Source organism: Pseudomonas sp. S3E17, from assembly GCF_024168685.1.
Taxonomy (GTDB): domain Bacteria; phylum Pseudomonadota; class Gammaproteobacteria; order Pseudomonadales; family Pseudomonadaceae; genus Aquipseudomonas; species Aquipseudomonas marginalis.
In genome coordinates this window covers 3,571,432-3,596,937 of sequence record NZ_JALJWE010000001.1, presented here as the reverse complement: position 1 = coordinate 3,596,937, position 25,506 = coordinate 3,571,432, and the positions used below count along the sequence as shown (strand labels likewise).

General features: G+C 59.7%; 24 protein-coding genes and 1 pseudogene. 13 read left to right on the top strand and 12 right to left on the bottom strand.

The genetic code is table 11. The features are described from left to right. Positions 1 to 94 precede the first annotated feature (94 nt). Positions 95 to 601, top strand: a complete 507-nt coding sequence (locus J3D60_RS16055) for a disulfide bond formation protein B (protein ID WP_027607623.1) — start codon at positions 95 to 97, stop codon at positions 599 to 601. Positions 602 to 1,074: 473 nt separating this feature from the next. Here J3D60_RS16055 and J3D60_RS31375 read toward each other — a convergent pair. Continuing rightward, positions 1,075 to 1,368: pseudogene (locus J3D60_RS31375) on the bottom strand (hypothetical protein). A gap of 27 nt (positions 1,369 to 1,395) precedes the next feature. On the opposite strand from J3D60_RS31375, the gene cyoA reads away from it, so the two are divergent. The 6 genes from cyoA to queC all read left to right on the top strand — a co-directional run bounded on the left by cyoA (position 1,396) and on the right by queC (position 7,032). After that, complete coding sequence (gene cyoA, locus J3D60_RS16050) at positions 1,396 to 2,337, top strand: ubiquinol oxidase subunit II (RefSeq protein ID WP_027607622.1); 942 nt, start codon at positions 1,396 to 1,398, stop codon at positions 2,335 to 2,337. Positions 2,338 to 2,340: 3 nt separating this feature from the next. Next, a complete protein-coding gene (gene cyoB / locus J3D60_RS16045) occupies positions 2,341 to 4,359 on the top strand; it encodes a cytochrome o ubiquinol oxidase subunit I (RefSeq protein WP_065939027.1) in 2,019 nt (672 codons plus the stop codon). A 3-nt stretch (positions 4,360 to 4,362) separates the two neighbouring features. Beyond that, entirely contained in the window at positions 4,363 to 4,989 is a 627-nt protein-coding gene (locus J3D60_RS16040; RefSeq protein WP_010206435.1) for a cytochrome o ubiquinol oxidase subunit III, read from the top strand. Then, positions 4,989 to 5,330 (top strand): cytochrome o ubiquinol oxidase subunit IV, encoded by a 342-nt coding sequence (gene cyoD / locus J3D60_RS16035; RefSeq protein ID WP_010206434.1) that lies wholly within the window; start codon positions 4,989 to 4,991, stop codon positions 5,328 to 5,330. The genes J3D60_RS16040 and cyoD overlap by 1 nt, the downstream gene beginning before the upstream one ends. An 11-nt stretch (positions 5,331 to 5,341) precedes the next feature. Beyond that, the gene (gene cyoE / locus J3D60_RS16030) at positions 5,342 to 6,229 is read left to right on the top strand and encodes a heme o synthase (protein ID WP_027607620.1); all 888 of its coding nucleotides are present in this window, start codon (positions 5,342 to 5,344) and stop codon (positions 6,227 to 6,229) included. A gap of 104 nt (positions 6,230 to 6,333) precedes the next feature. Beyond that, positions 6,334 to 7,032: a 7-cyano-7-deazaguanine synthase QueC gene (gene queC / locus J3D60_RS16025; RefSeq protein ID WP_065939028.1), complete on the top strand. Its 699-nt coding sequence runs from the start codon at positions 6,334 to 6,336 to the stop codon at positions 7,030 to 7,032. A gap of 47 nt (positions 7,033 to 7,079) precedes the next feature. Here the strand turns inward: queC and J3D60_RS16020 are convergent, their stop codons facing one another. Both J3D60_RS16020 and J3D60_RS16015 read right to left on the bottom strand, forming a co-directional pair. Next, on the bottom strand, positions 7,080 to 7,958 hold the full coding sequence (locus J3D60_RS16020) for a queuosine precursor transporter (protein ID WP_027607618.1): 879 nt from the start codon (positions 7,956 to 7,958) through the stop codon (positions 7,080 to 7,082). Beyond that, positions 7,945 to 8,550, bottom strand: coding sequence for a helix-turn-helix transcriptional regulator (locus tag J3D60_RS16015; protein WP_253491986.1), 606 nt, complete (start codon positions 8,548 to 8,550; stop codon positions 7,945 to 7,947). The genes J3D60_RS16020 and J3D60_RS16015 overlap by 14 nt, the downstream gene beginning before the upstream one ends. A gap of 304 nt (positions 8,551 to 8,854) precedes the next feature. Here J3D60_RS16015 and glyA point away from each other — a divergent pair, with 304 nt between their 5' ends. Both glyA and J3D60_RS16005 read left to right on the top strand, forming a co-directional pair. Continuing rightward, complete coding sequence (glyA, locus tag J3D60_RS16010) at positions 8,855 to 10,210, top strand: serine hydroxymethyltransferase (RefSeq protein ID WP_253491985.1); 1,356 nt, start codon at positions 8,855 to 8,857, stop codon at positions 10,208 to 10,210. 147 nt (positions 10,211 to 10,357) lie between these two features. Further along, complete coding sequence (locus J3D60_RS16005) at positions 10,358 to 11,440, top strand: pyridoxal phosphate-dependent aminotransferase (RefSeq protein ID WP_253491984.1); 1,083 nt, start codon at positions 10,358 to 10,360, stop codon at positions 11,438 to 11,440. A gap of 49 nt (positions 11,441 to 11,489) precedes the next feature. On the opposite strand, the gene J3D60_RS16000 is transcribed toward J3D60_RS16005, so the two are convergent. After that, entirely contained in the window at positions 11,490 to 12,206 is a 717-nt protein-coding gene (locus tag J3D60_RS16000; protein ID WP_253491983.1) for a hypothetical protein, read from the bottom strand. A gap of 101 nt (positions 12,207 to 12,307) precedes the next feature. Continuing rightward, complete coding sequence (locus J3D60_RS15995; RefSeq protein ID WP_253491980.1) at positions 12,308 to 13,558, bottom strand: aspartate aminotransferase family protein; 1,251 nt, start codon at positions 13,556 to 13,558, stop codon at positions 12,308 to 12,310. A gap of 223 nt (positions 13,559 to 13,781) precedes the next feature. On the opposite strand from J3D60_RS15995, the gene J3D60_RS15990 reads away from it, so the two are divergent. Then, on the top strand, positions 13,782 to 14,810 hold the full coding sequence (locus J3D60_RS15990; RefSeq protein ID WP_253491979.1) for an amino acid ABC transporter substrate-binding protein: 1,029 nt from the start codon (positions 13,782 to 13,784) through the stop codon (positions 14,808 to 14,810). A 10-nt stretch (positions 14,811 to 14,820) separates the two neighbouring features. On the opposite strand, the gene J3D60_RS15985 is transcribed toward J3D60_RS15990, so the two are convergent. The 4 genes from J3D60_RS15985 to J3D60_RS15970 all read right to left on the bottom strand — a co-directional run bounded on the left by J3D60_RS15985 (position 14,821) and on the right by J3D60_RS15970 (position 19,084). Next, entirely contained in the window at positions 14,821 to 15,822 is a 1,002-nt protein-coding gene (locus J3D60_RS15985) for a diguanylate cyclase (protein WP_065939033.1), read from the bottom strand. Between the two features lie 136 nt (positions 15,823 to 15,958). Then, on the bottom strand, positions 15,959 to 17,857 hold the full coding sequence (locus J3D60_RS15980; RefSeq protein ID WP_253491978.1) for an alkaline phosphatase D family protein: 1,899 nt from the start codon (positions 17,855 to 17,857) through the stop codon (positions 15,959 to 15,961). A 110-nt stretch (positions 17,858 to 17,967) separates the two neighbouring features. Then, positions 17,968 to 18,168 (bottom strand): hypothetical protein, encoded by a 201-nt coding sequence (locus J3D60_RS15975; RefSeq protein WP_065939035.1) that lies wholly within the window; start codon positions 18,166 to 18,168, stop codon positions 17,968 to 17,970. Positions 18,169 to 18,295: 127 nt separating this feature from the next. Continuing rightward, a complete protein-coding gene (locus J3D60_RS15970) occupies positions 18,296 to 19,084 on the bottom strand; it encodes a VacJ family lipoprotein (RefSeq protein ID WP_253491977.1) in 789 nt (262 codons plus the stop codon). 164 nt (positions 19,085 to 19,248) lie between these two features. Between J3D60_RS15970 and J3D60_RS15965 the strand changes: the two genes are divergently transcribed. Together J3D60_RS15965 and J3D60_RS15960 are read left to right on the top strand one after the other, a co-directional pair. Then, positions 19,249 to 19,959, top strand: coding sequence for a response regulator (locus J3D60_RS15965; protein ID WP_253491976.1), 711 nt, complete (start codon positions 19,249 to 19,251; stop codon positions 19,957 to 19,959). Next, positions 19,956 to 21,275: an ATP-binding protein gene (locus tag J3D60_RS15960; protein WP_065939037.1), complete on the top strand. Its 1,320-nt coding sequence runs from the start codon at positions 19,956 to 19,958 to the stop codon at positions 21,273 to 21,275. Before J3D60_RS15965 ends, J3D60_RS15960 begins: the two co-directional genes overlap by 4 nt. Before the next feature lie 22 nt (positions 21,276 to 21,297). Here J3D60_RS15960 and J3D60_RS15955 read toward each other — a convergent pair whose 3' ends face one another. From J3D60_RS15955 to J3D60_RS15945, 3 genes are all read right to left on the bottom strand, one after another. After that, positions 21,298 to 23,541, bottom strand: a complete 2,244-nt coding sequence (locus J3D60_RS15955; RefSeq protein WP_253491964.1) for an ATP-binding protein — start codon at positions 23,539 to 23,541, stop codon at positions 21,298 to 21,300. After that, complete coding sequence (locus J3D60_RS15950) at positions 23,538 to 24,152, bottom strand: biliverdin-producing heme oxygenase (RefSeq protein ID WP_115488669.1); 615 nt, start codon at positions 24,150 to 24,152, stop codon at positions 23,538 to 23,540. Before J3D60_RS15950 ends, J3D60_RS15955 begins: the two co-directional genes overlap by 4 nt. Positions 24,153 to 24,347: 195 nt before the next feature. Beyond that, positions 24,348 to 24,728 carry a response regulator gene (locus J3D60_RS15945; RefSeq protein WP_027607604.1) on the bottom strand — a complete coding sequence of 127 codons (381 nt, stop codon included), beginning with the start codon at positions 24,726 to 24,728 and terminating at the stop codon, positions 24,348 to 24,350. Between the two features lie 198 nt (positions 24,729 to 24,926). On the opposite strand from J3D60_RS15945, the gene J3D60_RS15940 reads away from it, so the two are divergent. Beyond that, a complete protein-coding gene (locus J3D60_RS15940; RefSeq protein WP_253491962.1) occupies positions 24,927 to 25,469 on the top strand; it encodes a demethoxyubiquinone hydroxylase family protein in 543 nt (180 codons plus the stop codon). Positions 25,470 to 25,506 lie beyond the last annotated feature (37 nt).

The following is a 25,506-nucleotide window of genomic DNA, read 5'->3' as shown; positions in this document are numbered from 1 at the left end:
TCTCGATTAATCCCCTGTTAACCCCTCTCTGTTTAAACCACTCTCTGTGTGTAAACTTGCGGCCATTGGTACAACCAAACAAAGGGATACGGGGATGAGTGACGAATTGCGTTTAGGCAGGGAGCGGCGCTTTCTGGTGTTGCTGGGCATCATCTGCCTGGCGCTGATCGGTGGAGCGTTGTACATGCAGGTGGTGTTGGGCGAGGCGCCGTGCCCGTTGTGCATCCTGCAACGCTATGCCTTGCTGTTGATTGCGATCTTCGCGTTCATCGGTGCCGCCATGCGCACCAAGGGCGCCCTCACGCTGTTCGAAGGCCTGGTGGTACTCAGCGCCCTCGGCGGGGTGGCCGCGGCCGGTCACCATGTGTACACCCAGTTCTTTCCGCAGGTGAGCTGCGGCGTCGATGTACTGCAACCTATCGTCGACGACCTGCCCCTGGCCAAGGTCTTCCCGCTGGGCTTCCAGGTCGATGGCTTCTGCAGCACCCCGTACCCGCCGGTGCTGGGCCTGTCTTTGGCGCAATGGGCGCTGGTGGCGTTCGTGTTGACGGTCATCCTGGTGCCTCTGGGCATCTATCGTAATCGCCGCCACAAAGGCTGAACCCATCAGTGAAACGCCCCGGTCTTTCCTCAAGGTAGGCCGGGGCGTTTTTGCATGTAGGCTTTTGTGAACAGAGCGTGACGCCGGACAATTTTGGCTGCGCGCAGTGTGCGACATGTTGTCACACGGAAGCCGCCGCAGGACGTTTCTGGCCCGCCAAACCAACGCTTAAATTTGCAAAAAGCCTCCAGGATGTGCTGTCAGTTCGTGGTTTGGACGACGCCACGTACCTCACGTCGTACAAGGCTCTGAGTGATGTCTGAATGCCTTGTTTTATGGGGGGTTGCATAGGTTTCGTAGACCCTTACGGGGGGTAAGGGGTGTGACCGTTTGCCCTATAACACGGCAATTTTTGTGGTTTTTGTTGAGAATCGAACGCGATAAGATCGCGAACCATTGCAATATTGGTGAAGGATTATTGCTGTAATCGATAAAAATTATTTCTTTATAAGACATGGTTTATACATCGCTAGCTAACTACAATCGCCCGCACTGAATGTCCGGTGCTGCTCAATATTTGAGCACTGGAGCGGTCGAGGGGCAGATGGACGGCTCTGTGCGACCCCAAGGTTCCGGCAGCCTTTCAACTATCCGCACCAAAGGGAATTGGTCTGTAACAAGGCCTTTAACCACGAAATCGAATAAGAACTCACCGCAGGTCCGTGAAACGCTCCGTTATATGGCGTGCCGGGCAGGCTCTTATTCAATCGAAGAGAAATGCCAACCCTTGGCAGGGTGAAGTGTTGGCGATCAAAACCCAACTGCATTGCGCAAGCTGCTTTAGAGGTCGTGAGATGAGTAAAAACAGGTACCCCCGATTACTAGGCTTTTTGCCGCTGCTTGGCATGATGTTAATGCTGGGAGGCTGCAAGTGGACCTTGATGGACCCAAAAGGACAGATCGGTCTGGATCAACGAAACCTGATCATCACTGCCACCCTGCTGATGTTGTTGGTCGTGGTGCCTGTGATCATCATGACCTTTGCCTTCGCCTGGAAATACCGCGCGTCGAACACCAGCGCGACCTACGCGCCTAAGTGGTCGCACTCCACCAAGATCGAAATCGCGGTGTGGCTGGTCCCGATCCTCATCATCATCGCCCTGGGTTACATCACCTATAAGTCGACCCACGAGCTGGACCCGTACCGTCCGCTGGAGTCCGACGTCAAGCCGATCAACATCGAAGTGGTCGCGCTGGACTGGAAGTGGCTGTTCATCTACCCGGACCTGGGTATCGCCACGGTCAACCAGATTCGCTTCCCTGAGAACACCCCGCTTAACTTCCGGATCACCTCCGACGCCGTGATGAACTCGTTCTTCATCCCTGCCCTGGGCGGTCAGATCTACGCGATGGCAGGCATGCAGACCCGACTGCACCTGATCGCCAACGAAAAAGCTGAAATGGAAGGCATCTCCGCGAACTACAGCGGCGCTGGCTTCACCGGCATGAAATTCAAAGCGATCTCGACGAGCCAGGAAGATTTCAACGCCTGGGTAGCCGAAGTCAAGGCCGCACCTAAACAGCTTGATCAAGCTGAATACGACGCCCTGACCAAACCAAGCCAGAACAACCCTGTCGCCCTGTACTCCGCGTATGAGCCGAACCTGTTTCAGAAAATCGTCGACAAGTACGAAGGTATGAAGCCAGGCAAGCCGGTCAAGCACGAGAAGAAAGAAGTGGCCGCGGTTGAAGGTTCTGACACGGGCTCGCATTCAACTGCTGGGGCAGAGGAGTAAACGATGTTTGGTAAATTAAGTTGGGATGCGGTCCCGTTCCACGAGCCGATTGTGATGATTACCATCGCCATGATCGCGCTGGGTGGTCTGGCACTGTTTGCAGCAATCACTTATTTCAAGAAGTGGACCTACCTGTGGACCGAGTGGCTGACGTCGGTCGACCACAAGAAAATCGGCGTGATGTACATCATCGTTGCCATGGTCATGCTGCTGCGTGGTTTTGCCGACGCCATCATGATGCGTACCCAGTTGGCCATGGCCACCGAAGGTTCGCCTGGCTACCTGCCGCCTGAACACTATGACCAGATCTTCACCGCCCACGGTGTGATCATGATCATCTTCATGGCGATGCCTTTCTTCACCGGCCTGATGAACCTTGCAGTGCCGCTGCAGATCGGTGCGCGTGACGTTGCCTACCCGTTCCTGAACTCCCTGAGCTTCTGGCTGCTGGTTTCCGGCGTGGTGCTGATCAACGTTTCCCTGGGTGTCGGCGAATTCGCCAAGACCGGTTGGGTTGCGTATCCGCCATTGTCGGGCATCCAGTACAGCCCTGGCGTGGGTGTGGACTACTACATCTGGGCGCTACAGTTATCAGGACTCGGGACGACGCTGACGGGGGTCAACTTCCTGGCCACCGTCCTGAAAATGCGCGCCCCTGGCATGAAACTGATGGACATGCCGATCTTCACCTGGACCTGCACCTGGGCCAACGTCCTGATCGTGGCGTCGTTCCCGATCCTGGCCGCTACCATGGCGCTGCTGTCGCTTGACCGTTACCTGGATTTCCACATTTTCACCAATGAACTTGGTGGCAATCCAATGATGTACGTGAACCTGTTCTGGGCATGGGGTCACCCTGAGGTGTACATCCTGATCCTGCCAGCGTTCGGTATCTTCTCCGAAGTGATCTCGACCTTTACCGGCAAGCGCCTGTTCGGTCACCACTCGATGGTCTACGCATCGGGCGCAATCTCCGTACTGGGCTTCATGGTGTGGCTGCACCACTTCTTCACCATGGGTTCGGGGGCCAGCGTCAACGCCTTCTTCGGCCTGGCGACGATGCTGATTTCCATCCCGACGGGGGTGAAGCTATTCAACTGGCTGTTCACCATCTACCACGGCCGTCTGCGCATCACCAGCCAGGTCCTGTGGACCCTGGGCTTCATGGTGACCTTCGCCATCGGCGGCATGACCGGCGTACTGCTGGCCATCCCGGGTGCTGACTTCGTGCTGCACAACAGCCTGTTCGTGATCGCGCACTTCCACAACGTGATCATCGGTGGTGCGGTATTCGGCTACATCGCTGGTTTCAGCTTCTACTTCCCGAAAGCGTTCGGCTTCAAGCTGCACGAAGGCTGGGGCAAGGCTGCGTTCTGGTTCTGGATCTCGGGCTTCTTCGTTGCGTTCATGCCGCTCTATGCACTGGGCTTCATGGGCATGACCCGTCGTCTGAACGCCACTACCAACCCTGAGTGGGTGCCGTACCTGTACGTCGCCATGTTTGGTGCACTCATGATCGCTGTGGGTATCGCCTGCCAGTTGATCCAACTGTACGTGAGCATCCGTGACCGTAAGCAGAACGCTTGCGAATCCGGCGACCCATGGAATGGCCACACCCTGGAATGGTCGACCTCGTCGCCACCTCCGTTCTACAACTTCGCCGTGATCCCGACTGCGAACACAATCGATGCGTTCACCGAAGCCAAGGAAGACGGTACTGCGTACCAGAAGCCCAAGCACTACGAGCCGATCCACATGCCAAGCAACACCGCTACTGGCGTGGTGATGGGTGCGCTGTTGACCGTGTTCGGTTTCGCGATGATCTGGCACATCTGGTGGCTGGCAATCGTGAGCCTGGTGGGCACCATCGGCTACTTCATTGTCCACGCAGCACGTGATGATCAAGGCTACATGGTGCCGGTCGAAACGATCGAGCGCATCGAAGCCGAGCAGCACGCTCGCCTGGTCGCCGAGAAGAAAATCCCGGCCAACCGTGTAGAAACCTCGTTGGAACAGGCTTAAACCATGTCGAACTTAGTGACCAATGCTGGACACGCCCATGTCGATGACCATGGGCACGATGACCATCACCACGACTCGGGGCCGATGACCGTCTTCGGTTTCTGGCTCTACCTGATGACCGACTGCATCTTGTTTGCGTCGATCTTCGCGGTGTACGCGGTACTGGTAAACAACGTTGCGGGTGGCCCGTCGGGCCACGACATCTTCGAACTGCCTTACGTGCTCGGCGAAACCGCCTTGCTGTTGTTCAGTTCGATCACCTACGGTTTCGCCATGTTGGCCTTCTACAAGGGCAACAAGAAAGGCGTCCTGAGCTGGTTGGCACTGACCTTCCTGTTCGGCCTGGGCTTCATCGGCATGGAGATCAACGAGTTCCACCTGCTGATCTCCGAAGGCTACGGCCCGCACCGTTCCGGCTTCCTGTCGGCGTTCTTCACGCTGGTAGGCACCCACGGTCTGCACGTAACGGCCGGCCTGCTGTGGATGGCGGTGATGATGTATCAGGTCAATAAACACGGCCTGACCAACACCAACAAGACTCGCCTGAGCTGCCTGAGCCTGTTCTGGCACTTCCTGGACGTGGTCTGGATCTGCGTCTTCACCGTTGTTTACCTGATGGGGACTCTGTAATGGCTAATGCACACTCCCATGACCATGACAGCCATGATGCGAGCCACGGCAGCGTTAAGTCGTACGCCATCGGCTTCATCCTGTCGGTAATCCTGACGCTCATCCCGTTCGGTCTGGTGATGTACCCGACCCTGCCGAAGTCGATCACTTTGATGATCGTGCTGGCGTTCGCGGTGATTCAGGTTCTGGTTCACCTGGTGTACTTCCTGCACCTGGATCGCTCTAAAGAGCAGCGCGATAACGTGATTGCGTTCGTGTTCGCAGGCTTAGTAATCCTGCTGCTGGTTGGCCTGTCGATATGGATCATGTTCAGCATCCATACGTTCATGATGGCGAAGTGAGGTAAGACCCGATGTCGCTTAAGCACTTTATCCAAATCACCAAACCGGGGATCATTTTCGGTAACGTGCTTTCTGTGGCGGGCGGTTTCTTCCTGGCCTCCAAGGGACATGTCGATCTGGCCATCTTCCTGGCTGCGATGATCGGTACGTCCCTGGTGGTAGCTTCCGGCTGTGTCTTCAACAACTGCATCGACCGTGACATCGACATCAAGATGGAGCGCACCAAGAATCGCGTGCTGGTCCAGGGCCTGATCTCCCTGAAGCTGGCACTGATCTTCGCGACCGTCCTGGGTGTTGCCGGTGTGGCTTTGTTGTACCAGGTGGCCAACCCGCTGGCGGCGCTGTTTGCCGTGATCGGTTTTGTCATCTACGTCGGCCTCTACAGCCTGTACCTCAAGCGCAAGTCGGTGCACGGCACGCTGGTGGGCAGTCTGTCGGGGGCGATGCCGCCGGTGATTGGTTATGTGGCTGTGACCAATAGCTTCGACATGGCTGCGCTGGTGCTGCTGGTGATGTTCAGCCTGTGGCAGATGCCGCATTCCTACGCCATCGCGATCTTCCGCTTCAACGACTACCTGGCTGCGTCGATTCCGGTCCTGCCGGTCAAGCGTGGCATCCAGGTCGCCAAGAAACACATCCTGCTCTACATCCTGGCCTTCCTCGTGGCGACCTTGATGTTGACCTTCAGTGGCTACGCCGGCATGAGCTACCTTGCCGTCGCTGCGGCCATGGGCATGTACTGGTTGTACATGGCCTGGACCGGCTACAAGGCGGTGGACGACACCGTCTGGGCGCGCAAGCTGTTCGTGTTCTCGATCTTCACCATCACCGCGCTCAGCGTGATGATGTCCCTGGATTTCCAAGTGCCGAAAGAGCTGTTGCTTACCTACGCCCACTGAGTGTCCGAGTAATAAAAAGGCCCCGCCTTCGAAAGAAGCGCGGGGTTTTTTATTGAGTGGCCTTTAAACTACGACCAAACCCTACCCCTGCAGGAAGCAAAGTGATGAGTAAAAAAGCCGTTATGGTGTTCAGTGGCGGTCAGGATTCGACGACCTGCCTGATCCAGGCGCTGCCGCTGTATGACGAAGTGCACTGCATCACCTTCGATTACGGTCAGCGCCATGTGGCGGAAATCGAAGTCGCCCGGCAGTTGGCCAAGCAACTGGGGGCCACCGTGCACAAAGTGATGGATGTGTCGCTGCTCAACGAACTGGCGATCAGCAGCCTGACCCGCGACAACATCCCGGTGCCGACCGTGAACAGCTCCGGAGAAAGCCTGCCGAGCACCTTTGTGCCGGGCCGCAATATTCTGTTTTTAACCCTGGCGGCTATCTACGCGTATCAGGTCAAGGCCGGGGCGGTGATCACCGGTGTGTGTGAAACCGACTTCTCCGGCTACCCCGATTGCCGCGATGAGTTCGTCAAAGCCTTGAACCAGGCGCTCAAGCTGGGCATGGAGTACGACGTACGCCTGGAAACCCCGTTGATGTGGCTGAACAAGGCCGAGACCTGGGCATTGGCGGATTACCACCAGCAACTGGACCTGGTCCGCGAGCAGACCCTGACCTGCTACAACGGCATTATCGGCACCGGCTGCGGCGAGTGCGATGCGTGCAACCTGCGCGCACGTGGCTTGAATGACTACCTGCAGAACAAGGCAGCGGTCATGCAGAGCCTTAAGCAGAAATTGCAGCTGAACTGACCCCAACACGTAGCTGTCGAGCCTCGACAAGGCTCGACAGCTACGCATCAGGCAGTGGCGGCGGTCAGGTAACGCTTGAACAACGAGCGGGCACCGTAGGCCGGCAGGATATTGAAGAACGCAAAGCCGACTTTGATCGCGATCTGTACGTAGATCATGCTCAGGATGTCGCTGGTCTGCATGGCGCCGTAGAACGCGATGAAGCAGAACAGGAAGCTGTCGATAATCACCGCAAAGAACGTACTGAGGAAAATGCGCAGGTACAGGTATTTGGAATTGGTCAGTTCTTTGATCTTGCACAGTAAATACGAGTTGATATTTTCCGACACCAGGAACGACACCGAAGAGGCGATCAATACCGACGATACCTGGACGATCACGTCGTTGTAAGGACCGTCGAGCTTCCAACCTGGCAGGCCGGGCAGGAAGGTCGAGCCGTAGAGCAGGATGATGATCATCGCGTTGCTGGCAAAGGCAAACAGAATGGCCTTTCTGGCGAGTCTCAGGCCGAAGTTTTCGTTGAGCAGGTCCACGATCAAAAAGGTCAACGGATACAGGAAAGTGCCGGGCGTGACGATGATGTCGAGTGACTCGATGTAGATCGGTTTGGTCGCGGCGATGCTGGTGAAAATATAAAAAGTGAAGAGCAGCAGGTTCAGGATGATGTAGATCATCCATGAGTTTTCATTACGGTCATTGAGGTCGTACGCGGTCACCGAGCCGCCTTGGGAATAGAACTTCTTGTACAGGTTTTTAACTTCCATTTTATTTAAGTTGTCCATGATTTCGCTGTTGATGACTTCGCTCAACTTGACCCGGATGATCTTGCCCGTGGCGATGATCATGATCACGGCCAGGCTCTTGTCATTTTCGAAGCCAAGCAGTTTGTACTTGCTGTTTTCTATCTCGCTTTCATGCGTGGTCATTGAAGCGCTCCTCAATGATATCGCCCAGTACACACAGGCGTTCTGAGTTGGCGCAGGCCTCACGGCTGATCAACAGCGTCTGAGTGATCCTGTCGAACACCAGCTTTTCCTTGGCATCGCTCGATGAACCCTTCTGGATGATCAGCAGGTCACCTGGCTCGTTCATACCCGCGATGGGGTGCTCCAGCTGCACGCCGATCAGGTTATGGGACGCGCCGAAGTAGTACGTGAGCGGGAAGAGGGTGGCCAGTTCGCCGATGCGCTTGTCCAGGTGTTGCATGACCTGGCTTTGCTTGAGCACAGGCACGGCTGCCGGGTTCATATTGCCCTGGGGCGAAACACTGCTCTCAATGATTTCCTTGGCTTCAAAATCGATGGTCTCGATTTCTTCGTAAGACACGCCGAAAAAATCGGAAATCTTGCGCAGGGTCGACTGTTGAACGTTGACGACCTTGCCTTCGAGGATGTTGTAGATCGTGGTGCGGGTCAGGCCGGCCGCGCTGCACAACGACAGTTGGGTCTCGCCGCGGCTCTTGATCAAGTACTTGATGTTGCTCTTCAAGTGCTCGGTTTTTTCTCGTCTGTGCATCACGTGCTCACCACTTCCCTTTAGTAAAAACCGTTGATCCTTGAAGACGCCACGCAGGCTCTTTCAGCACTGAAGTACCCATCCAGGGCGTTCAGGCTTTGCGGCGGGCGCAAGTGTTGCACGCGCGTGGCTTAACAATAAAGCCCAAGATGCTCGACCCTGTCAGGCGGTAAGGCAAATGGCCAGTTACTCGGCAAAGGGGGACAAAAGCGAACATTTAATTTGGAAAATGTTTAATTTACTGTTTAATTGGGCGCCACGGTTCAGGACGAACCGCTACGCAGCGACCAAGGAAGGGACTCTCCCCATGGCAGTCAATACCGTACACCTGCAGGATCAGGCTGACCTGTTGCGCCGAGGCATGGCGGATCTGCACGCCGAGGACATGGAGTTGGCGATGCTGCTGGATGCGGAAGTGGCGCGCCAGCACCGCACACTGTCACTGGTCGCGTCCTCCTGTGCGGTCGAACCCCGCACCCTGGTGGCCTCCGCGTCTGCATTGGTGAACATCACTGCCGAGGGCGCGCCTGGCCGACGCCATCGGGCGGGCTGCGAGAATGTCGATCTGGTCGAGTCCCTGGCTATCCGCAGGGCGCGTGAATTGTTCGATGCCCACTACGCCGGCGTGCAGTCGCACTCGGCTTCCAACGCCAACGCCCAAGTGCTGTCAGCCCTGCTTGAACCGGGGGATACCCTGCTGGGCATGGCCCACGATCACGGTGGGCACCTTACCCATGGCAGCCCCGCCGTATTTACCGGTGCCTACTACAAGGCCATTCGCTACGGCACCACCGCCGACGGACTGATCGATTACGTGCAGGTGCGTAGTCTGGCGCTTGCCCATCGCCCACGCATCATCATCTGCGGTGCATCGGCTTATTCGCGGGTTGTGGATTTCGAGCGGTTTCGCGCCATAGCCGATGAAGCGGGTGCGATCCTGCTCGCCGACATTTCTCATATTGCCGGGCTGGTCGTGACGGGGCGGCACCCGAGTCCGATCAACGCCGCGCATGTCACCACCACCTGTACCCACAAGCAGCTGGGTGGGCCGCGCGGAGGCTTGATCCTGTCCGGACGCGATGCCCATACCAAGGTGCCCGGCTTGAGGGCGACCTTCAGCCGTGTACTTGAACAAGCCGTGTTCCCGCGCATGCAGGGCGCGCCGGCGGTCAATATGATCGCCGCCAAAGCCGCTGCGCTGGGCTACGCGATGACGCCGGAGTTCGACGCGTGCATGGGGCGGATTCGCGCCCTGGCCGATGAAGTGGCCAGCGCGTTTCAGGCCCATGACTATGAAGTGGTCGGCGGGCGCAGTGAAAACCATACCGTGCTGATTCGCTTGCGCGGCGGCGTTACCGGCGCTATCGCCGAGTCGGCGCTGGAAAGCTGCGGTGTCGTGGTGAATAAAAACCGCATACCGGGCGAGACGCGTTCGTCTGCCGTCGCCAGTGGCTTGTGTATCGGCACGGGCTCCATGGCGCAACGCGGTGTCGATGCCGAGGGCTGTCGGCACATCATCGATCTGGTGTGCCGGGTATTGGACAATGTCACCCCGCTGGGGGAGCACGCGTACCGCCTCGAACCGATTCTGCAGCAACAACTGCGTGCAGAACTCGAAGCCTTGTGTGCGAAATATCCCATCGCCGGCTACTGGGAACGCTGAAGCGCCCTGCTCGAAAAAAAGCCCCGTCTTCGCACGTTGTACGGGGCTTTTTCATGGTGGCTCGGTTAAATCCTTCGTTCCTTGTCTCGTCATACCCTTCTATACGAGTTGTGCGAATTCCTCACCCGTCTACAAGGAGTAGTCACCATGGTCAGCGTTAGTCGTCGATCCCTTCTCGCTCTTGGCGCCGCCCTGCCTTTGCTCGGGCGCCTGGATTGGGCGCTCGCCGCACCCGCGCCGACCAAGGCTGACAAGGTACTGCTCAACTACAACGAAAGCCCCTACGGGCCTTCGACGGCGGCCCGCGAAGCGATGCAGCGCGGCATCGCGACAGCCGGGCGGTATCCGTACAAACATATGTACGCCTTGGCCGGCCTGTTTGCCCAGCAGCACGGGATTGCCGAAGAGCAGGTGGCGGTATTCGCCGGCTCCATGGCCGCGCTGCGCTACGCGGTGTTGGCGTTCACCAGCGAAACCCGCGGCCTGGTGATGGCCACGCCGTCCTACGAAGTACCGCGCCAGGCCGCCGAGTCCCGTAAGGCGCCGGTGCGCGAAGTGGACCTTGACGCCGACCACGCCCACGACGTTCCCGCCATGCTCGCCGCCGATCCCCAGGCGGGGATGCTCTATGTCTGCAATCCCAACAATCCGACGGGCACCATCACCTCCACCGGGGCTATTCGCCAGGCGCTGGCGAACAAGCCCAAAGGCAGCGTATTGGTGGTGGACGAGGCCTACATCGACTTCGCCGACACCCCAAGCGTGGTGAGCTGGGTCAAGGACCATGACGACCTGTTGGTGTTGCGCACCTTCTCGAAAATCTACGGCATGGCCGGCGCCCGCCTGGGCCTGGCGATCGGCCACCCGGCGCTGCTGGAACGGCTGGCGGTGTTCGGCGGTGACAATGTCCCGGCGGGCTCCTCCCTGCTCGGCGGCCTCGCCAGCCTGGAAGACGTGAAGCTGTTGCCACAACGCAAGGCACTCAATGCTCAGCTGCGCGATGAAACAATCACCTGGCTCAAGGGCCGTGGCTTCACCTGCACGCCCTCCCAGGCCAACTGCTTCATGATCGACGTGAAGCAACCGGCCGAGCAGGTCATCGACAAGCTTGCCGCACAGGGCGTGTTCATCGGGCGGGTGTGGAAAAACTGGCCGCAGTGGGTGCGCGTGACGGTGGGGAACAAGCGGGAGATGGAGCGGTTTCGCGAGGTGTTTGCGGCGACGGTCTAGCGCCGATGTGGGAGGGGGCTTTCTTCCTCCCACATTCAGTTCAGGGATGTCACTGCTGCGCGATGCTGTAGCCCTCAAACGCCGTCTGCTGTTGCAGCGCAGTAATCACGCTCTTGCGGCTCAGCGGCTGCTCGACGCCGGCGTTATCCACAAAGCTTTCAACCTCCAGCTCGGCTTCGTCGCCTTCGCCTACAAAGCTGAAGCCCAGGAACTCAAACGCCTCACGGTCGACGTTCAACCGCGAGCGTGGCGTGCGCAGCGGCAGGGTGACGCTGGTGCCGTCCTTGCTGATCACAAACACTTCGGCTTCTTTCTTGGGGCGAGCCGCCTTGCCTTTGCCGGCGCTTGGGTTGCTGATGGCCTGGTGAGACTGGTTCAGCACTTTGAGGGCCAGCCCGTAGACCAGCTCCTGAAACTCAGGATCATCCTTGAAGCTCGACAGGATGCGGCTGATGGAGAACTTGCTGCTCAGGTCTTCAAGGGCGAGGTTGTCAGCGGCTTCGGCGTCCTTGAGCTGCTTGAGCTGGCCCATCAGGTCGTAGGCCTTGTCGTCGTCGAAGGCGTCGTGGGCCTGACGGATGGCCACGCGCAGTTCGCGGATCTGGTCGCTTTCCTTGGAGGTGTGAAAGGCGTCCAGCACCATCTCGCTGATGATCTTGGCGGCTGGCACATGCTGTGAAAGATTGATGGCGTTTTCGTATTCAGCCTTGGCGTGCAAGGCGACTACGGATTCTTCGGCGGAGTGTTCGGTGTAAGAATCGGACATTGAAATTTCACTACTTCAGTAAACGGAAGACAAAAAAGCGTCGCGCATTTTCAGCGGGGAGGGGGATCAGGTCAAGGCTGCCGACCGGCGAATGCAGGGCGTCAAACCAACTGCTTCAGGCACGCCTGGAGAATATCCAGTCCTTCTTCCAGCACCGCAGGCTCGATGGTCAGCGGTGCCAGCAAGCGCACGATGTGCCGCGACTTGCCGCTGGGCATCAACAACAGCCCGGCGTCTCGCGCCAGGCTCAGCAATTGGGTCAGTTGCCGGGGCGCAGGCGTGCCGTCGGCGTTGGCCAGTTCGATGCCGCGCATGGCACCGACGCCGGTCAGGCGGCCCAGGTACGGCGACAGGTGCTGCGAACGCCAGGCGGCATAGCGGCCAACGATCGCCTCTTCCTGTTGCGAGCCCCAGACCTGCAAGTGTTCGTCCGTCATCGCATCGAGGGTGGCCAATGCCGCTGCGCAAGCGATGGGGTTACCCGAGTAAGTACCACCGAGGCCGCCTTTGGGCAGGTTGTCCATCAAGGCCTTGCGCCCGACCACCGCACCCAGCGGCACGCCGCCGGCGATGCTTTTGCCCAGCAGGATCAGATCCGGTTCGATGCCCAGGCGTGAGAAGGCGAAACGCTGGCCGGTGCGCCCGAAGCCCGATTGGATCTCATCGGCAATCAGCAGGATATTGTGTTCATCGCAAAAGCGCCGCAGGGCCTGGGCAAACTCGATATCCAGCGCCAGGAAACCGCCTTCGCCCTGCACCGGCTCGATGATGAAACAGGCGACGTCACCGACGTCGATTTCCACGCTGAACAAGCGGTCCATGGCTTTCAGCGCTTCAGCGCAGTTCACGCCGTTATCGGCGCTGGGGTAGGGCAGGTGATACACCGGGCCGGGCAGGACGCCGACCTTTTGTTTGTAGGGCGCCACCTTGCCATTGAGGTTGAGGGTGGCCAGGGTGCGGCCGTGGAAGGCACCGTCAAAGGCGATCACCGCCGTGCGGCCGGTGGCGCCGCGCACGATCTTCAAGGCGTTTTCTGCCGCTTCCGCACCGCTGTTGGTGAGCATGCCGCTGACGGGGTAGTCCACCGGGATAAACCCGGTCAGGCGATCCATCAGTTCGATGTAGGGCGTGTGCGGTGCAGCGTTGAACGCATAGTGGGTCAACTTCGTCGCCTGTTCACGAATCGCCGCCACCACGCCCGGGTGGCAATGGCCAAGGTTGAGCACGCCGATCCCGCCGACAAAATCGATATAGCGTTTGCCCGTGGTGTCCCAGACCTCGGCGTTGCTGCCATGGCTGAGGCTGATGGGATGAACGATGGAAATCGACTGGCTGATGGTTTCGCGGCTCATGAATCTCGGACTCGGCAGTGGCGGGCGTATTTTTATCTAAGCCGTGGGCCAGGCCCTGCCGCAAACGAAATAAAGTCGCCGGGTCATTCCAAATCGGAAGGAGCTGTTGCCAAAAGGTCGTTTGTGGCCACGCGGTAAACCCGTCGATACTCCCTCGGCAGCATCAGAAGCCGGCGCGGGCGGTGTGGCGCCGAATAACAAGAAACGACAGGGAGAGCCTCGCATGAACCGATTCAACATTACCTTGGCCATGATCAGTGCCGCCGCCGTGTTTGGCCTGGCCGGCACCGCGCACGCCGGTTCGACCCTGGACGCGATCCAGAAAAAAGGGTTTATCCAGTGCGGGGTCAGCGACGGGTTGCCAGGTTTTGGCGTGCCTGACAGCCAGGGCAGGATGACCGGCATCGATGTGGACGTGTGCCACGCCGTTGCGGCCGCCGTATTCGGTGACGCATCCAAAGTGAAGTTCACCCAATTGACCGCCAAGGAGCGTTTCACTGCCCTGCAGTCCGGCGAAATCGACGTGATTTCGCGCAACACCACCTGGACCAGCTCCCGCGACTCGGGCATGGGCCTGGTGTTCACGGGGGTGACCTACTATGACGGCATCGGCTTTCTGGTGAACAACAAACTGGGGGTCACCGCCGCCAGACAACTGGACGGTGCAACCGTGTGCATCCAGGCCGGCACGACCACCGAACTCAACGTTTCCGACTATTTTCGTACCCATGGCATGAAGTTCACGCCGATCACCTTCGACACCGCCGACGAAAGCGCCAAGGGCCTTGAAGCCGGGCGTTGCGATGTGCTTACCACCGACCAGTCGGGGCTGTATGCCCAACGGATCAAGATGGCCCACCCGGATGAGTTCGTGGTGTTGCCGGAAGTGATTTCCAAGGAGCCGCTGGGGCCACTGGTGCGCAAGGGCGATGACGAGTGGTTCAGCATCGTCAAGTGGACCCTGTTTGCGATGATCAACGCCGAGGAGATGGGCATCACCTCGCAGAACGTCGAAGAGCAGGCCAAGACCACGAAAAATCCGGATGTAGCGCGACTGCTGGGCGCCGACGGCGAGTACGGCAAGGACCTCAAGCTGCGCAAGGATTGGGTGGTGCAGATCGTCAAGCAGGTGGGTAACTACGGTGAAGTGTTCGAGCGCAACATCGGCCAAGGCAGTGTGTTGAAGATCAAGCGCGGGCTCAATGCCCTGTGGAGCAACGGCGGCATCCAGTACGCGCCACCGGTGCGCTGACAGGCTCGGCTTACGCCGACACGCCATCTTTCCCCGCGGCCTTGGCGCGATACAACGCCTGATCGGCACGCGCCATCAGGGCGGCGGGGGACTCATCCATATGGCGCTCGGCCACACCCAGGCTCAGGGTCACGGGCAGGTCGCCGCGCATCGGCCGCTTGCGCATCGTCTGGCAGATGGTCTCGGCCAACTGCGTGGCGGTTTCCAGCGAACTCTTGGGCAGGACCACCATGAACTCGTCGCCCCCCCAGCGGGCCAGCAGGTCGCCTTGGCGCAGGCAGCTTTCCAGGCATTCCACGACCTGCACCAGGGTCTGGTCGCCGACGCCGTGCCCGTGCCGGTCGTTGATGGGCTTGAAGTCATCGATATCCATCGCGATCAATGCCAGCGGCAGGCGAAAACGCTGGGCACGGTCGCACTCTTCCAGCAGGACTTTTTCCAGGCGATAGCGGTTGGCAACAAGGGTCAGGGCATCCCGTTCGGCCAGGGAGCGGTTTTCGTCCAGCTGTAATTGCAACTGCTGGTTGACCCGTGACAACTCGCGCGTGCGCTCGGCCACCAGTGCCTCAAGGGATTGGTTGCGCCGCTCCAGCTGTTCGACGGAGCACTTGCGTATATGAATATCGCGATGGGCGCCGACCATCCGCGCCACCGAGCCATCTGGGTTACGGGCAATCACGTAGCCCCGGTCTTCGATCCACAGGTAGCTGCCATCTTTTTTGCGGCAACGGTATTCGATTTGATAATGGGGGGCGCGACGGTGGATGTAGTCATCGAACAGCGTCATCACGTGGGGGTAGTCTTCCGGGTGGATGACGGTCTCCCAGGTGAACACGCTGTTTTCCAGGGAATGGCGGGGGTAGCCCAGCATTTCGTACCAACCCGGGTTGCGGTAGACGAACCCGGTATTGGCGTTCCAGTCCCAGATCCCGTCGCTGACCAGCTCCAGCACGGTATGCAGCATGTCGGCATTGAGGTGGGAGAAATTACCGTTGTCGGAGGTATCGTCCATCTGTGCGCTCCTTGCATGGGCTGGCGTCCAAGGCCAGTCATATTGATGCCGATACTCCGTGGCTGGAGCTACTGTACAACGGAGCTTGTGCGCTTTGAATAGGGCGGATGGACGGCTACAGGAGGGTGGCCATGGGCTATTGCTTCGGCGCGATCATCCTCGTACGCGCCTTCCCGTCGGCGTTGTGCTGGTAGATCGTGTCAGGCTGCCCCCGCTCGTTGAAGAACACTTGGCCGATGCCTGCTGAATTCCATAACCGTTCACCGGCCTCGGCATGCTCCGGGATATGCGGCACCACCTGCATGGTGCGGCGGCGAGTGAACCAGTTGAGGGGGGAGCGTGGCGAGTACAGCCAGCGATTGAGGCGGTCGAACCATTCCAGCAAGCGCGGCGGGAATTCATTCTTGATGCCGCTGCTGGTGATCTGCCAGATCCTGGGGCCGGCGTTGCGATGGCGGATCAGCACTTCATAGACGAACGAATAGTGCACATCCCCCGAGAGGATCACGTAGTTACCCGGTGTGCGCGAGTGACGAAAGATGTTGAGGATCACCTGGGCCGCACCGCGATGGGCCATCCAGTTTTCTGCGTCCACCAGCAACGGGTGGCCGCACCAGCTGAAGATTTTCTGCACGGTCTCGATCAGCTTGACGCCGAAGATCGGCGCGGGGGAGACGATGATGGCCGAGGGATGGTCGAGCAGTTCCTGTTGCAGTTCGCTCAAGGCTTCCCAGTCCAGCAGGCCGGAGGGTTGCTTGAGGGTGAATTCGCTGCGCCAGCGCCGGGTGCGGGTGTCGAGCACCACCAGGGCCGGGGTGGTGGGCAGTACGTAGTGCCACTGCTGGAACTTCAGCAGCGCCGCGAGCAAAGCATCCTGTGCCTGGGCGTCCAAATGATTGTTCTGCGCCTGGGTGGCCAGTGCCTGGGTGTGGCCCACCAGCTCATCAAAGGCGTCCGGGTTATTGCCCCAGCCCTGGCACAGCAGGTACGCCAGCAGGGCGTTACCGATGATGCGTCTGGAGAACGGATGGCCGTAAGCGGTTTCTTCCCATTGCGCGCTGAGGTTCCAGTCGTCGGTGATGTCGTGATCGTCAAAGATCATCAGGGTGGGCAGATGGGCGAATACCCGTGCCACGCCCGGCAAGCCATCGCGGAATTTATCCACCTGCACCTGTTCGCGGGCATAGCGCGCAGCTTCATCGGCGTTCAGTTGCGGTGGCTGTACGGTGATCAGGGACCAGGGGGTGGGCGACCACACCAGCAGGTACATCGCCATGACTTCGGCGAACGTCACCAGGTGATTGTCGGCGGTGCTGCTGGTGAAAATCGGCTTTTTCACGCCGCCAAAAAAACGTTCGCGCAGGGTCTCGTTGCTGTCCAGCGCGGGTAGCAGGTCCGCGCGGTGGTAGTAGCTGGCGTGATGCCCGTAGAGGCTGGCGCTGTCGTCTACCACCGCGCCTTCCAGGTACTCGTCGAACAGGCCCAGGCGCGCAATCAGCCCATGGATCGCCCGCAACATCGGCCCGGCCACATCGTCGGCGTACACCTGGTCGCCGCTCATCATCAGCAAGGCTGGGCGGTCGGCCGGGGTCGGCGCATCGGCCAGCAGCCGATCGACACAGAGCAGGCCTTCGTCGGCGCTGTGGTGAGGTTTGCGGCAGGAGCCGTGTACCAACTGATGGATGTGGCTGTGCAGTACAAAACTTGGGCAGTGTGTGTCGGTGTACAGCAGGTGCGGTGCCCATTCGGTAATGCCGGTGTCTTCAATCAGCAGGTCATAGCCGATCCCCACGTCCAAGGGCAGGGCGTCGTCCAACGGTACATCGATCAAATGAATAACGGCGTGGCGGCCTACGGGTACGGTTTTGCATTGGCCCTGATCCAGCGGGATATCGCGGGGCTGCCCGTCGATGTACAGCTTCAGGGTCAGTGCCAGCGCCCGGCTGCCCACCAGCCACAGCACCAGCCGTCGGGGCTCCAGGCGCCGCAGTAACGGGCCTGCCAGAACGTCGGGCAAAGTATCTGGTTGAGACATGTAGGCAGAGGCTCCAGGCGCTATAGAACCGGCGAGGTTATCGCAGTGAATGTCAGCATTTTGTTAATACGGCGCAAAGGGCAGCCCGGATGGCTGCCCTTTGTGATGTGTCAAAGCAGTTTTCCTCCAATGCTAACCAGTGTGCCCTGATTCTTGTGCGTGTCTTTCGCTGCGATGCCGCCCAATTCGATGGTGGAGGATCTCTCCTGAATGGGTTCGATGCTGCGATTCTGGCGCCGGTGCGCCTCAGACTCTTGCCGCACATTCAGTGCGCGATTCATATTCAGTGTGTGAAAGATGGAGTCAATCATGGGGAAATCCTTCTGTCGGTTGGACACCTCACCGTGAGCAGTGAAGCGCAGTCAAGCCTACAGAAGGGTAAGAGGGGGGAACTATAAACGCCTCGCTGCAAATGATGACGACGGCGTGTTATTCCCCTCAGAAATCATCAGCGCTGCTTTTGGTGCATTCGTCAACTTTGGGGGAAGTCGCGCCGCGCTTGCCTTCCAGCACAAAGGCCGCGCGGTTTTGCGCGACCACGTTACGTAATGCACTGTAGTAGTCCGGCAATTTTTGCAGGCTGTCGGTGAGCGGCAACAGCGATGCCCGCGTGTCCACGGTCCCCCCCACCAGGCTGAGGGTGCCCAGGGTCTGCACGGTGTCACTGTCTCCCAACGGCGAGACCAGGAAACTCAAGACTTTGCCTGCCGCATCGCGGCTGTTGCTGGTACCCAGCAGTGGCAGTTCGACAATCGGCCCGTTGCCGATGCCCCACACGCCGAATGTCTGGCCGAAGTCGGCGCTATGGCGCGGGATGCCCACGCGGTCTGATACATCGATCAGTCCCACCACCCCTACTGTGGTATTCAGCGCAAAACGCCCAAGGGTATTGACCGAGCGCCTTGGGTTGCCTTGCAACAGGTCATTGATAAACACCTTCGGCTCGCTGAAGTTGCTCGCGAAGTTATGCACACCCTGCTGGAAAAAATCCGGCAGGTAGCGGTAGCCACGTGCTACCGGCGCCAGGGCGTAGTTATCCACCGTCCGGTTGAAGGCAAACACCCCGCGATTGAGCGGTTCGGCCGGGTCATACACCGGGTAATTCACCTGTGCGCAGCGGGTGGTGGTGCCCGAGGGGGCCGGGCTGGCGCAGCCCGTGAGGTAAGACACGGTCAACAACAGCACGACCTGACGAGCCAGGTGCCGGGGATAGGTCAGCGAGCGCATAAGCACGGTCTCCGCAAAAGGGAGGCCGATGCTGGCAGCCGTCCCTTGCGCAAAGATGTCTGGTTTATTGCGGCGCTGACGCTTTATTGCACGATTGAAATATATGACGGGCTGCGCCGAATGGTTTTAGATGGCGCATCGACAACACCCAGTGATGCCCGCCTGTGAGCAACCTTTTGATCGTGGACGATGACCTTGAAGTCCTCGCGCTGCTGAAGAAATTCTTTATGCAACATGGCTATGCGGTCGAGACCGTCGCCGGTGGTACCGAACTGTGGGCCGCCATGGAGCGTCATCCTGCAGACCTGATCATCCTTGACCTGATGCTGCCGGGGGAAAACGGCCTGTTGCTGTGCCAGCGCCTGCGCCAGCAGTACGCAACACCGGTGATCATGCTCACCGCCATGGGCGAACTCAGTGACCGCGTGGTAGGCCTGGAAATGGGCGCTGACGATTACCTGAGCAAACCCTTCGACGCCCGTGAACTGCTGGCGCGGGTGCGTGCGGTATTGCGTCGGGCAGGCGAGGGGGGGCCGGTGTTGGGCGAGTCTGCCCGTCCCTTGATTCGCTTTGCGGGCTGGCAACTGGACGTTACGCGCCGTGAACTGCGCTCCCCCGACGAGGTGATGATCCCGCTGTCATCCGGCGAATTCGACCTGCTGCTGGTCTTTGTCGAACACCCCCAGCGCGTGTTGACCCGCGAACAACTGCTCAACCTGGCGCGGGGCCATAGCCATGACGCGTTCGACCGCAGCATCGACGTGCAGGTCAGCCGCCTGCGGCGCAAGCTGGAATTCGATACCAAGCGCCCGGCCATGATCCGCACCGTGCGCAATGGCGGTTATCAATTCACGGCCAGCGTGAGCCGTTCATGAGTCGCCGCCCGCGTGACACCGTAGCGCGCTGGATCGCCCTGACCATCCTGGTTGCGATGTTTACCGCGCTGGCGCTTAACGCCCTGTTCGTACAATTGGCGGGCGTGTGGGCACGACCACCGTTGACCGAAATCGGCTTGCTGGAAAAGATCGCCGTGGTGGTGCGCGCGGTCGAGGCGTCGCAGCCTGCCCAGCGAGCACACCTGGCTCAGGTGATGGGCGATGAGTCCTTCAGCGTGACGTGGGTAGCGCAGCGCGCGGCCTTTGATTTGCCCGTGCTGAACGACCCGGACTTTGATTCGGGGGAGCAAGCGTTCAAGCACCTGCTTCAGGGACCGACCCGGCCCATGGAAGCCTACGAACCGTCCGACTGGCCAGGTGGCAACGGGCAGTATGTGCTCCTGATGCAACTGGCCGATCAATCCTGGCTGATGTTCAGCGCACGTGCGCGCAGCTGGGGTTTGGACGAGGGTGCACGCAGTGTGATCGTGGTGTTGCTGGTGCTGATCTCCACCGCGCTGGTCACCCTGGTCGCGACCCGTCGCCTGGCTCGCCCCCTGCAACACTTCGCCCAGGGCGCGCGGCGCTTTGGCGCCGACTTCCGCGCGCCGCCCATCGAACCGGTCGGGCCCCACGAAATCCGCCAGGCGATCCTCGCGTTCAACGGCATGCAGGCGCAGTTGCGGCACTTTATCCAGGACCGCACGCAAATGCTCGCGGCCATCTCCCACGACCTGCGTGCGCCCCTGACCCGCCTGCGCCTGCGCGGTGAATTCATCGAAGATGCCGACCAGCAACGCCGGCTGTTCAATGATGTCGATGAAATGCAGGCCATGATCAACACGGCCCTGGCGTTCTTCCGCGACGACGCACGCCTGGAGCAGGCCACCCAGCTGGATCTGGCGGAACTGCTGCAAACCCTGATCGACGACTACCGCGACCAGGCGATTGAACTGGCTTTCAGCGGACCGCCGCGCCTGGTGTACTTTGGCCGGCCCTTGGGCCTCAAGCGGGTGATGACCAACCTGATGGACAATGCCATCCACTACGGCCGGGCGCCGGAAATCGAACTGCAACAAGGGCCGGCCGAAGTGGTGATCCGCGTGCTGGATCGCGGCCCGGGGATTGCGGTGCAGTATCGCGAACAGGTGTTCCTGCCGTTCTACCGCCTTGAAAATTCACGCAACAAAAGCACCGGCGGCGTCGGACTTGGGCTGTCTACCGCCCGTGCGATTGTGCTGGAACACGGCGGCACACTCACCCTGTCGGAGCGCCAGGGTGGAGGGTTGGAGGCGGTGGTGGTGTTGCCGGTGTAACCGGAGCTCGCCACAGGGGCGGTCAGGTATGGGAGTCCGCAATCACCTTCGGCACCGTAAACCGGAACTCACTGCCACGCCCCACTTCACTTTCAGCCATGATCTTGCCGCCATGGGCCTGGACAATCCCCTGGGTGATATACAGCCCCAGGCCGGTGCCGGTGGGATTGTTTTCCGATTGGGTCCAGTAGCGATCAAACACGTGGGGCAGTTGATCAGGCGCAATACCTTCGCCTGAGTCACGCACCGAAAACACGATCTCTTCACCGTTGGTCATCGCACTGATGCCGATATTGCCCTGGCGCGGAGTGAACTTGATGGCATTGCCGATCAGGTTCGACAGCACCTGGAACAGCCGCTCCGGGTCGCCGTTGATCTGCAGGCCAGGCTCGGCGTTGAACGACAGGTCGATGCCTTTTTCCATCGCCAACGGCGCGAGCAGGGAGTAGGCCTCTTCGAACATTTGGCTGACGTCCAGGGCCACGGGTTTGACCACGTAGCGCCCGGCCTCGATTTTCGAGGTGTCGAGCAAGTCTTCCAGCAAGACGTTCATGCGTCCGGCGGCCTGTTGCATGGTGTCGATGGCCGAGGAAATGCGTCGCGAGGTATGCGGGCCGTCGGAGCTGAAGGCCTTTTGCATCATGCCGCAGAGCATGGAGATCACCGTCATCGGGTTGCGCAGGTCGTGGGACACCACCGCCACCAGGTCATCGCGGGCGCGCACGGCCTGTTGCTCGCGCAGCACCTGGCGAGCCAGGTCGTTCTCCAGGGCAGAGCGACGCAGGTCGTTGGCGGCGAACAGGTCGCCATGGCTCCACTTGGTGGAGATACCGGCCATTTCCACTTTCCAGATTTCAAACGAGGTACGTGGGCGAAGGCGCAGGCCGGCGTCGGAGCTTTCCAGGTCGAGCGGCTTTTTCGGGTCACCACTCCAGTTGATGTTTTCTTTCACTTCCGGGCGGAACCACAGCACGCCGTTATCCACAGGCTTTGGCAGGCTCATGGCCAGGACACCGCTGGCCACCTGTTGGAACTCGGCGCCTGGCGGGTAGATCGACACCAGGTTATGGCTGGAGAACACCGGCTCGCCGCTGTCCTGCAGCCACTTGTGCAAGGCCCGGATCTGCGCCGGTTCCGGGCAGTTGCCGTAGCGGTGCAGTTGCTTGTCTTCGATGATCGCCACGCCGCCGGACAAGGTCAGGTCCATCAGCACCTGGCCGCGCTGGGCCAGGCCGTCGAACACGTTTTCTTCGGAGGCCTTCATGGCTTTATCCAGCAACGCCAGGGCCTCGACTTTTTCTTCCCGCTGACGGCTCAGGTCCAGGGCTTCCATGGCGCTGATCTGCAATGACAGCACCTGGCCGATGGTCTGGCAGGTGATGCGCAAATCATTGGGTACCAGCAGCGGCTCGCGATTGCCGCAACTGATCAGGCCCCAGAGCTTGTCGCCCTTCATCAGCGAAATGCTCATGGACGACAGCACGCCCATGTTTTGCATGTACTGGCAGTGAATCGGCGACACGCTGCGCAGGGTGGCAAAGCTCAAATCCAGCGGCTCACCGGTATCCGGGCGCAGCTTGGGCAGCAATGGCACCGGCTCGTAGGCCGCATTCGGGATGATGCGCAGCCAGTTGGTGCGATACAGCTCGCGGGCCTGCTCCGGGATATCGGACGCGGGGAAGAACAGCCCGTTGAACAGCTCCATGGACGGTGCCGATGCTTCCGCGATCACCTGGCCATGGCCTTCTTCTTCGAAGCGGTAGATCAACACCCGGTCGTAACCGGTCATGGCCTGGATTTCAGTCACGCTGATTTCGTACAGCGCTTGCAGGGTTTTCGCTGATTGCAAACGTTGCAGCATCTTGCCCAAGTCACTGCTGCGGCCTTTCAGGGCCCGTGGCCGGAAGTCCTTGAGCCGTGGTTCGAATTCCAGCACCAGCACGTCCTGATGGCGGTGCAACAGGCCTTCGAACTCGGCGCCGTTGAGGGTGACGTGCAAAGGCGGCGCATCAAGGAAGCTGTTGTGTTCGGCCATGGCCTGCACGGCCTGGGCGTGCTCGGCACCGAGCAGCGTGTGCAGTGGCTGGCCCAGCAACGACTCGGGGGCGCGGTTGAACAGGCTGGCGACGTTAGTGCTGACTTGAATGATGTTCAGGTCGGGCTCAGACAACGTCAGCAGCACACCGTGGGGTTGGATCGCCCCTGGAAAGCGGATGGGCTCGTCGGCACAGTTGGCAAGCAGCTCTTCAAAGTCTTCGGGTTTCATAGCAGTACCTCCTGGCTGTCGAGCCATTGCTCAAAGCAGCTGAATGTCGAACGGGCCGCGTGTACCGCGCGCTGTTTGGCTGGCGCGTCCAGCGGCAGACGGCCCAGGTAGTCGAGAAAATCTTTCCAGCGCCGACCGGTTTCGGCACCGTAGACATCAAGGAACGCCCCTCCGTTATCGGCGTCCAGCGCCAGGCGTCGAGCCATTTCCCGACGCAGTACCTGGCCGCCCAGGGTCGCGCCTTCAAGCACATACAAGGCGCCGAGGCAGGCGGCGGGGGTGTCGAAAGCGGGCAATTGCCCACAGTGCGGCAAGGCGTTGATCGCGCAGGCGTCCAGGCCAAGGGCGTGAAGATCGTCGATCAGCGTCGGTGTTTTCATACGCAACGCCGGGTCGAAGCCTTCAGGGATAAACTCACAGCCGTACAGCGCTGCTTCAATCGGCCGGTAAAACCCGTAATACGCCTGGATCAGGCGCCGATACCAGTCGGCATCCAGCTCCTCGGAAAAAAACGGCAGGCGTTCTTCCAAGGCTACGTGCAATAGGCCGGTGCCTGCGCGCAACGCGTCCAGCAATGAGGGCGCACCACCATCATGGGCCTGTGAATGCATGCAATGAGCTCGAACTGTGGGCCTTCCGGCCATGAATGACGCGTTGTAAAAGGCGACAATTCTACACAACAGGTGGGCATCGGCTGAACGCACAGACGAAAAGGCTGACCAGCGGATCAGAAAAGTCGCTCCCTGCTGATGCAAGTGACCACAAGGCAGGCGGTGAAGTTCGGCAAAAGTGATATCGCGAAGCTATCAATGCATGGATGAGCCCTGCTGAGTCAGCGCCGTTTGCACACACTCAAGTAAATGTTCGGTGCTCCACGGCTTGGGCAGAAACCGCACGGAGCCGCCCAATTGCTGTGCAAGTTTGGCATTGCCGGAGGTGAGCAGTACCGGCACCGACGGCCAGCGATGAGCCACTACCCGGCTCAAGTCATAGCCGTTGAGCAGCCCCGGCATCTGCACATCGCTGACAATCAAGTCCACCGGATCATCGCCGCGTTCCAGGTAAATCATTCCTTCATCGGCTGAAGGAAAAGACGTCACAACCGCGCCGAAATCCTCCAGTACATCCACCATCAACGACCGAATGATCTCGTCGTCTTCCAATACCAAAATCGATGGCTGAGCCATGATCCTTACTCCACCATCAGGGTTCAGTAAGGTGGAGTGGAACGGGGGCGGATAGGTTCGATTGGATGCGTATGGGGCGATGGGTGGTCAGTTTCGAGGGTCTAGGTTGCGCATTTGCGCGGAGGTACGGCAGGATACCGGCGTTCTGCAATCAGGATCGGCCCGAATCCCGTAGGCCCTCGCACAAGGTCGTCAACCGTGAACGCTTCCGCAGCCCCCTTGATCGACCCTGACCTGGGCAATCGCATGATCAAAGTCGACCACGCCGGCGAGCATGGCGCGATCTGTATCTACAGCGGCCAGCTGTTTATGGCGCGATTGTTTGTACCCGGCATGGTGGGTGAGCTCGAGGAATTCCTGTCCCACGAACGTCGCCATCGCGCAGTGTTCCAGGCCGAGTTGCAACGACGGGGTTACCGACGCTGCCGCAGCTACTGGCTGTGCGGCTTTGGCGGACTGGTGCTGGGCCTGCTCACCGGGGTGTGCGGGCGCAAGGCTATTGTTGCCACCACCGTCGCGGTGGAAAGCGTGGTGCTCAAGCACCTGGCTCATCAACTTCACACGTTACGTGATATAGACCCGCTGGCCGTGGCGGCCATTGCTTCCATCGTCGACGAAGAGCAACACCACCACGACCACTCGGCTGCGCAGATCGATGTGCAGGATCCCTGGTTTCGTGCGCTGACGCCGGTGGTTACGGCGTGGACCGAAGCGGTGATCTGGATGGGCATGCGCTCCTGACAAACCGGCATAATCGCCGCCAACACCGATGTGGAGT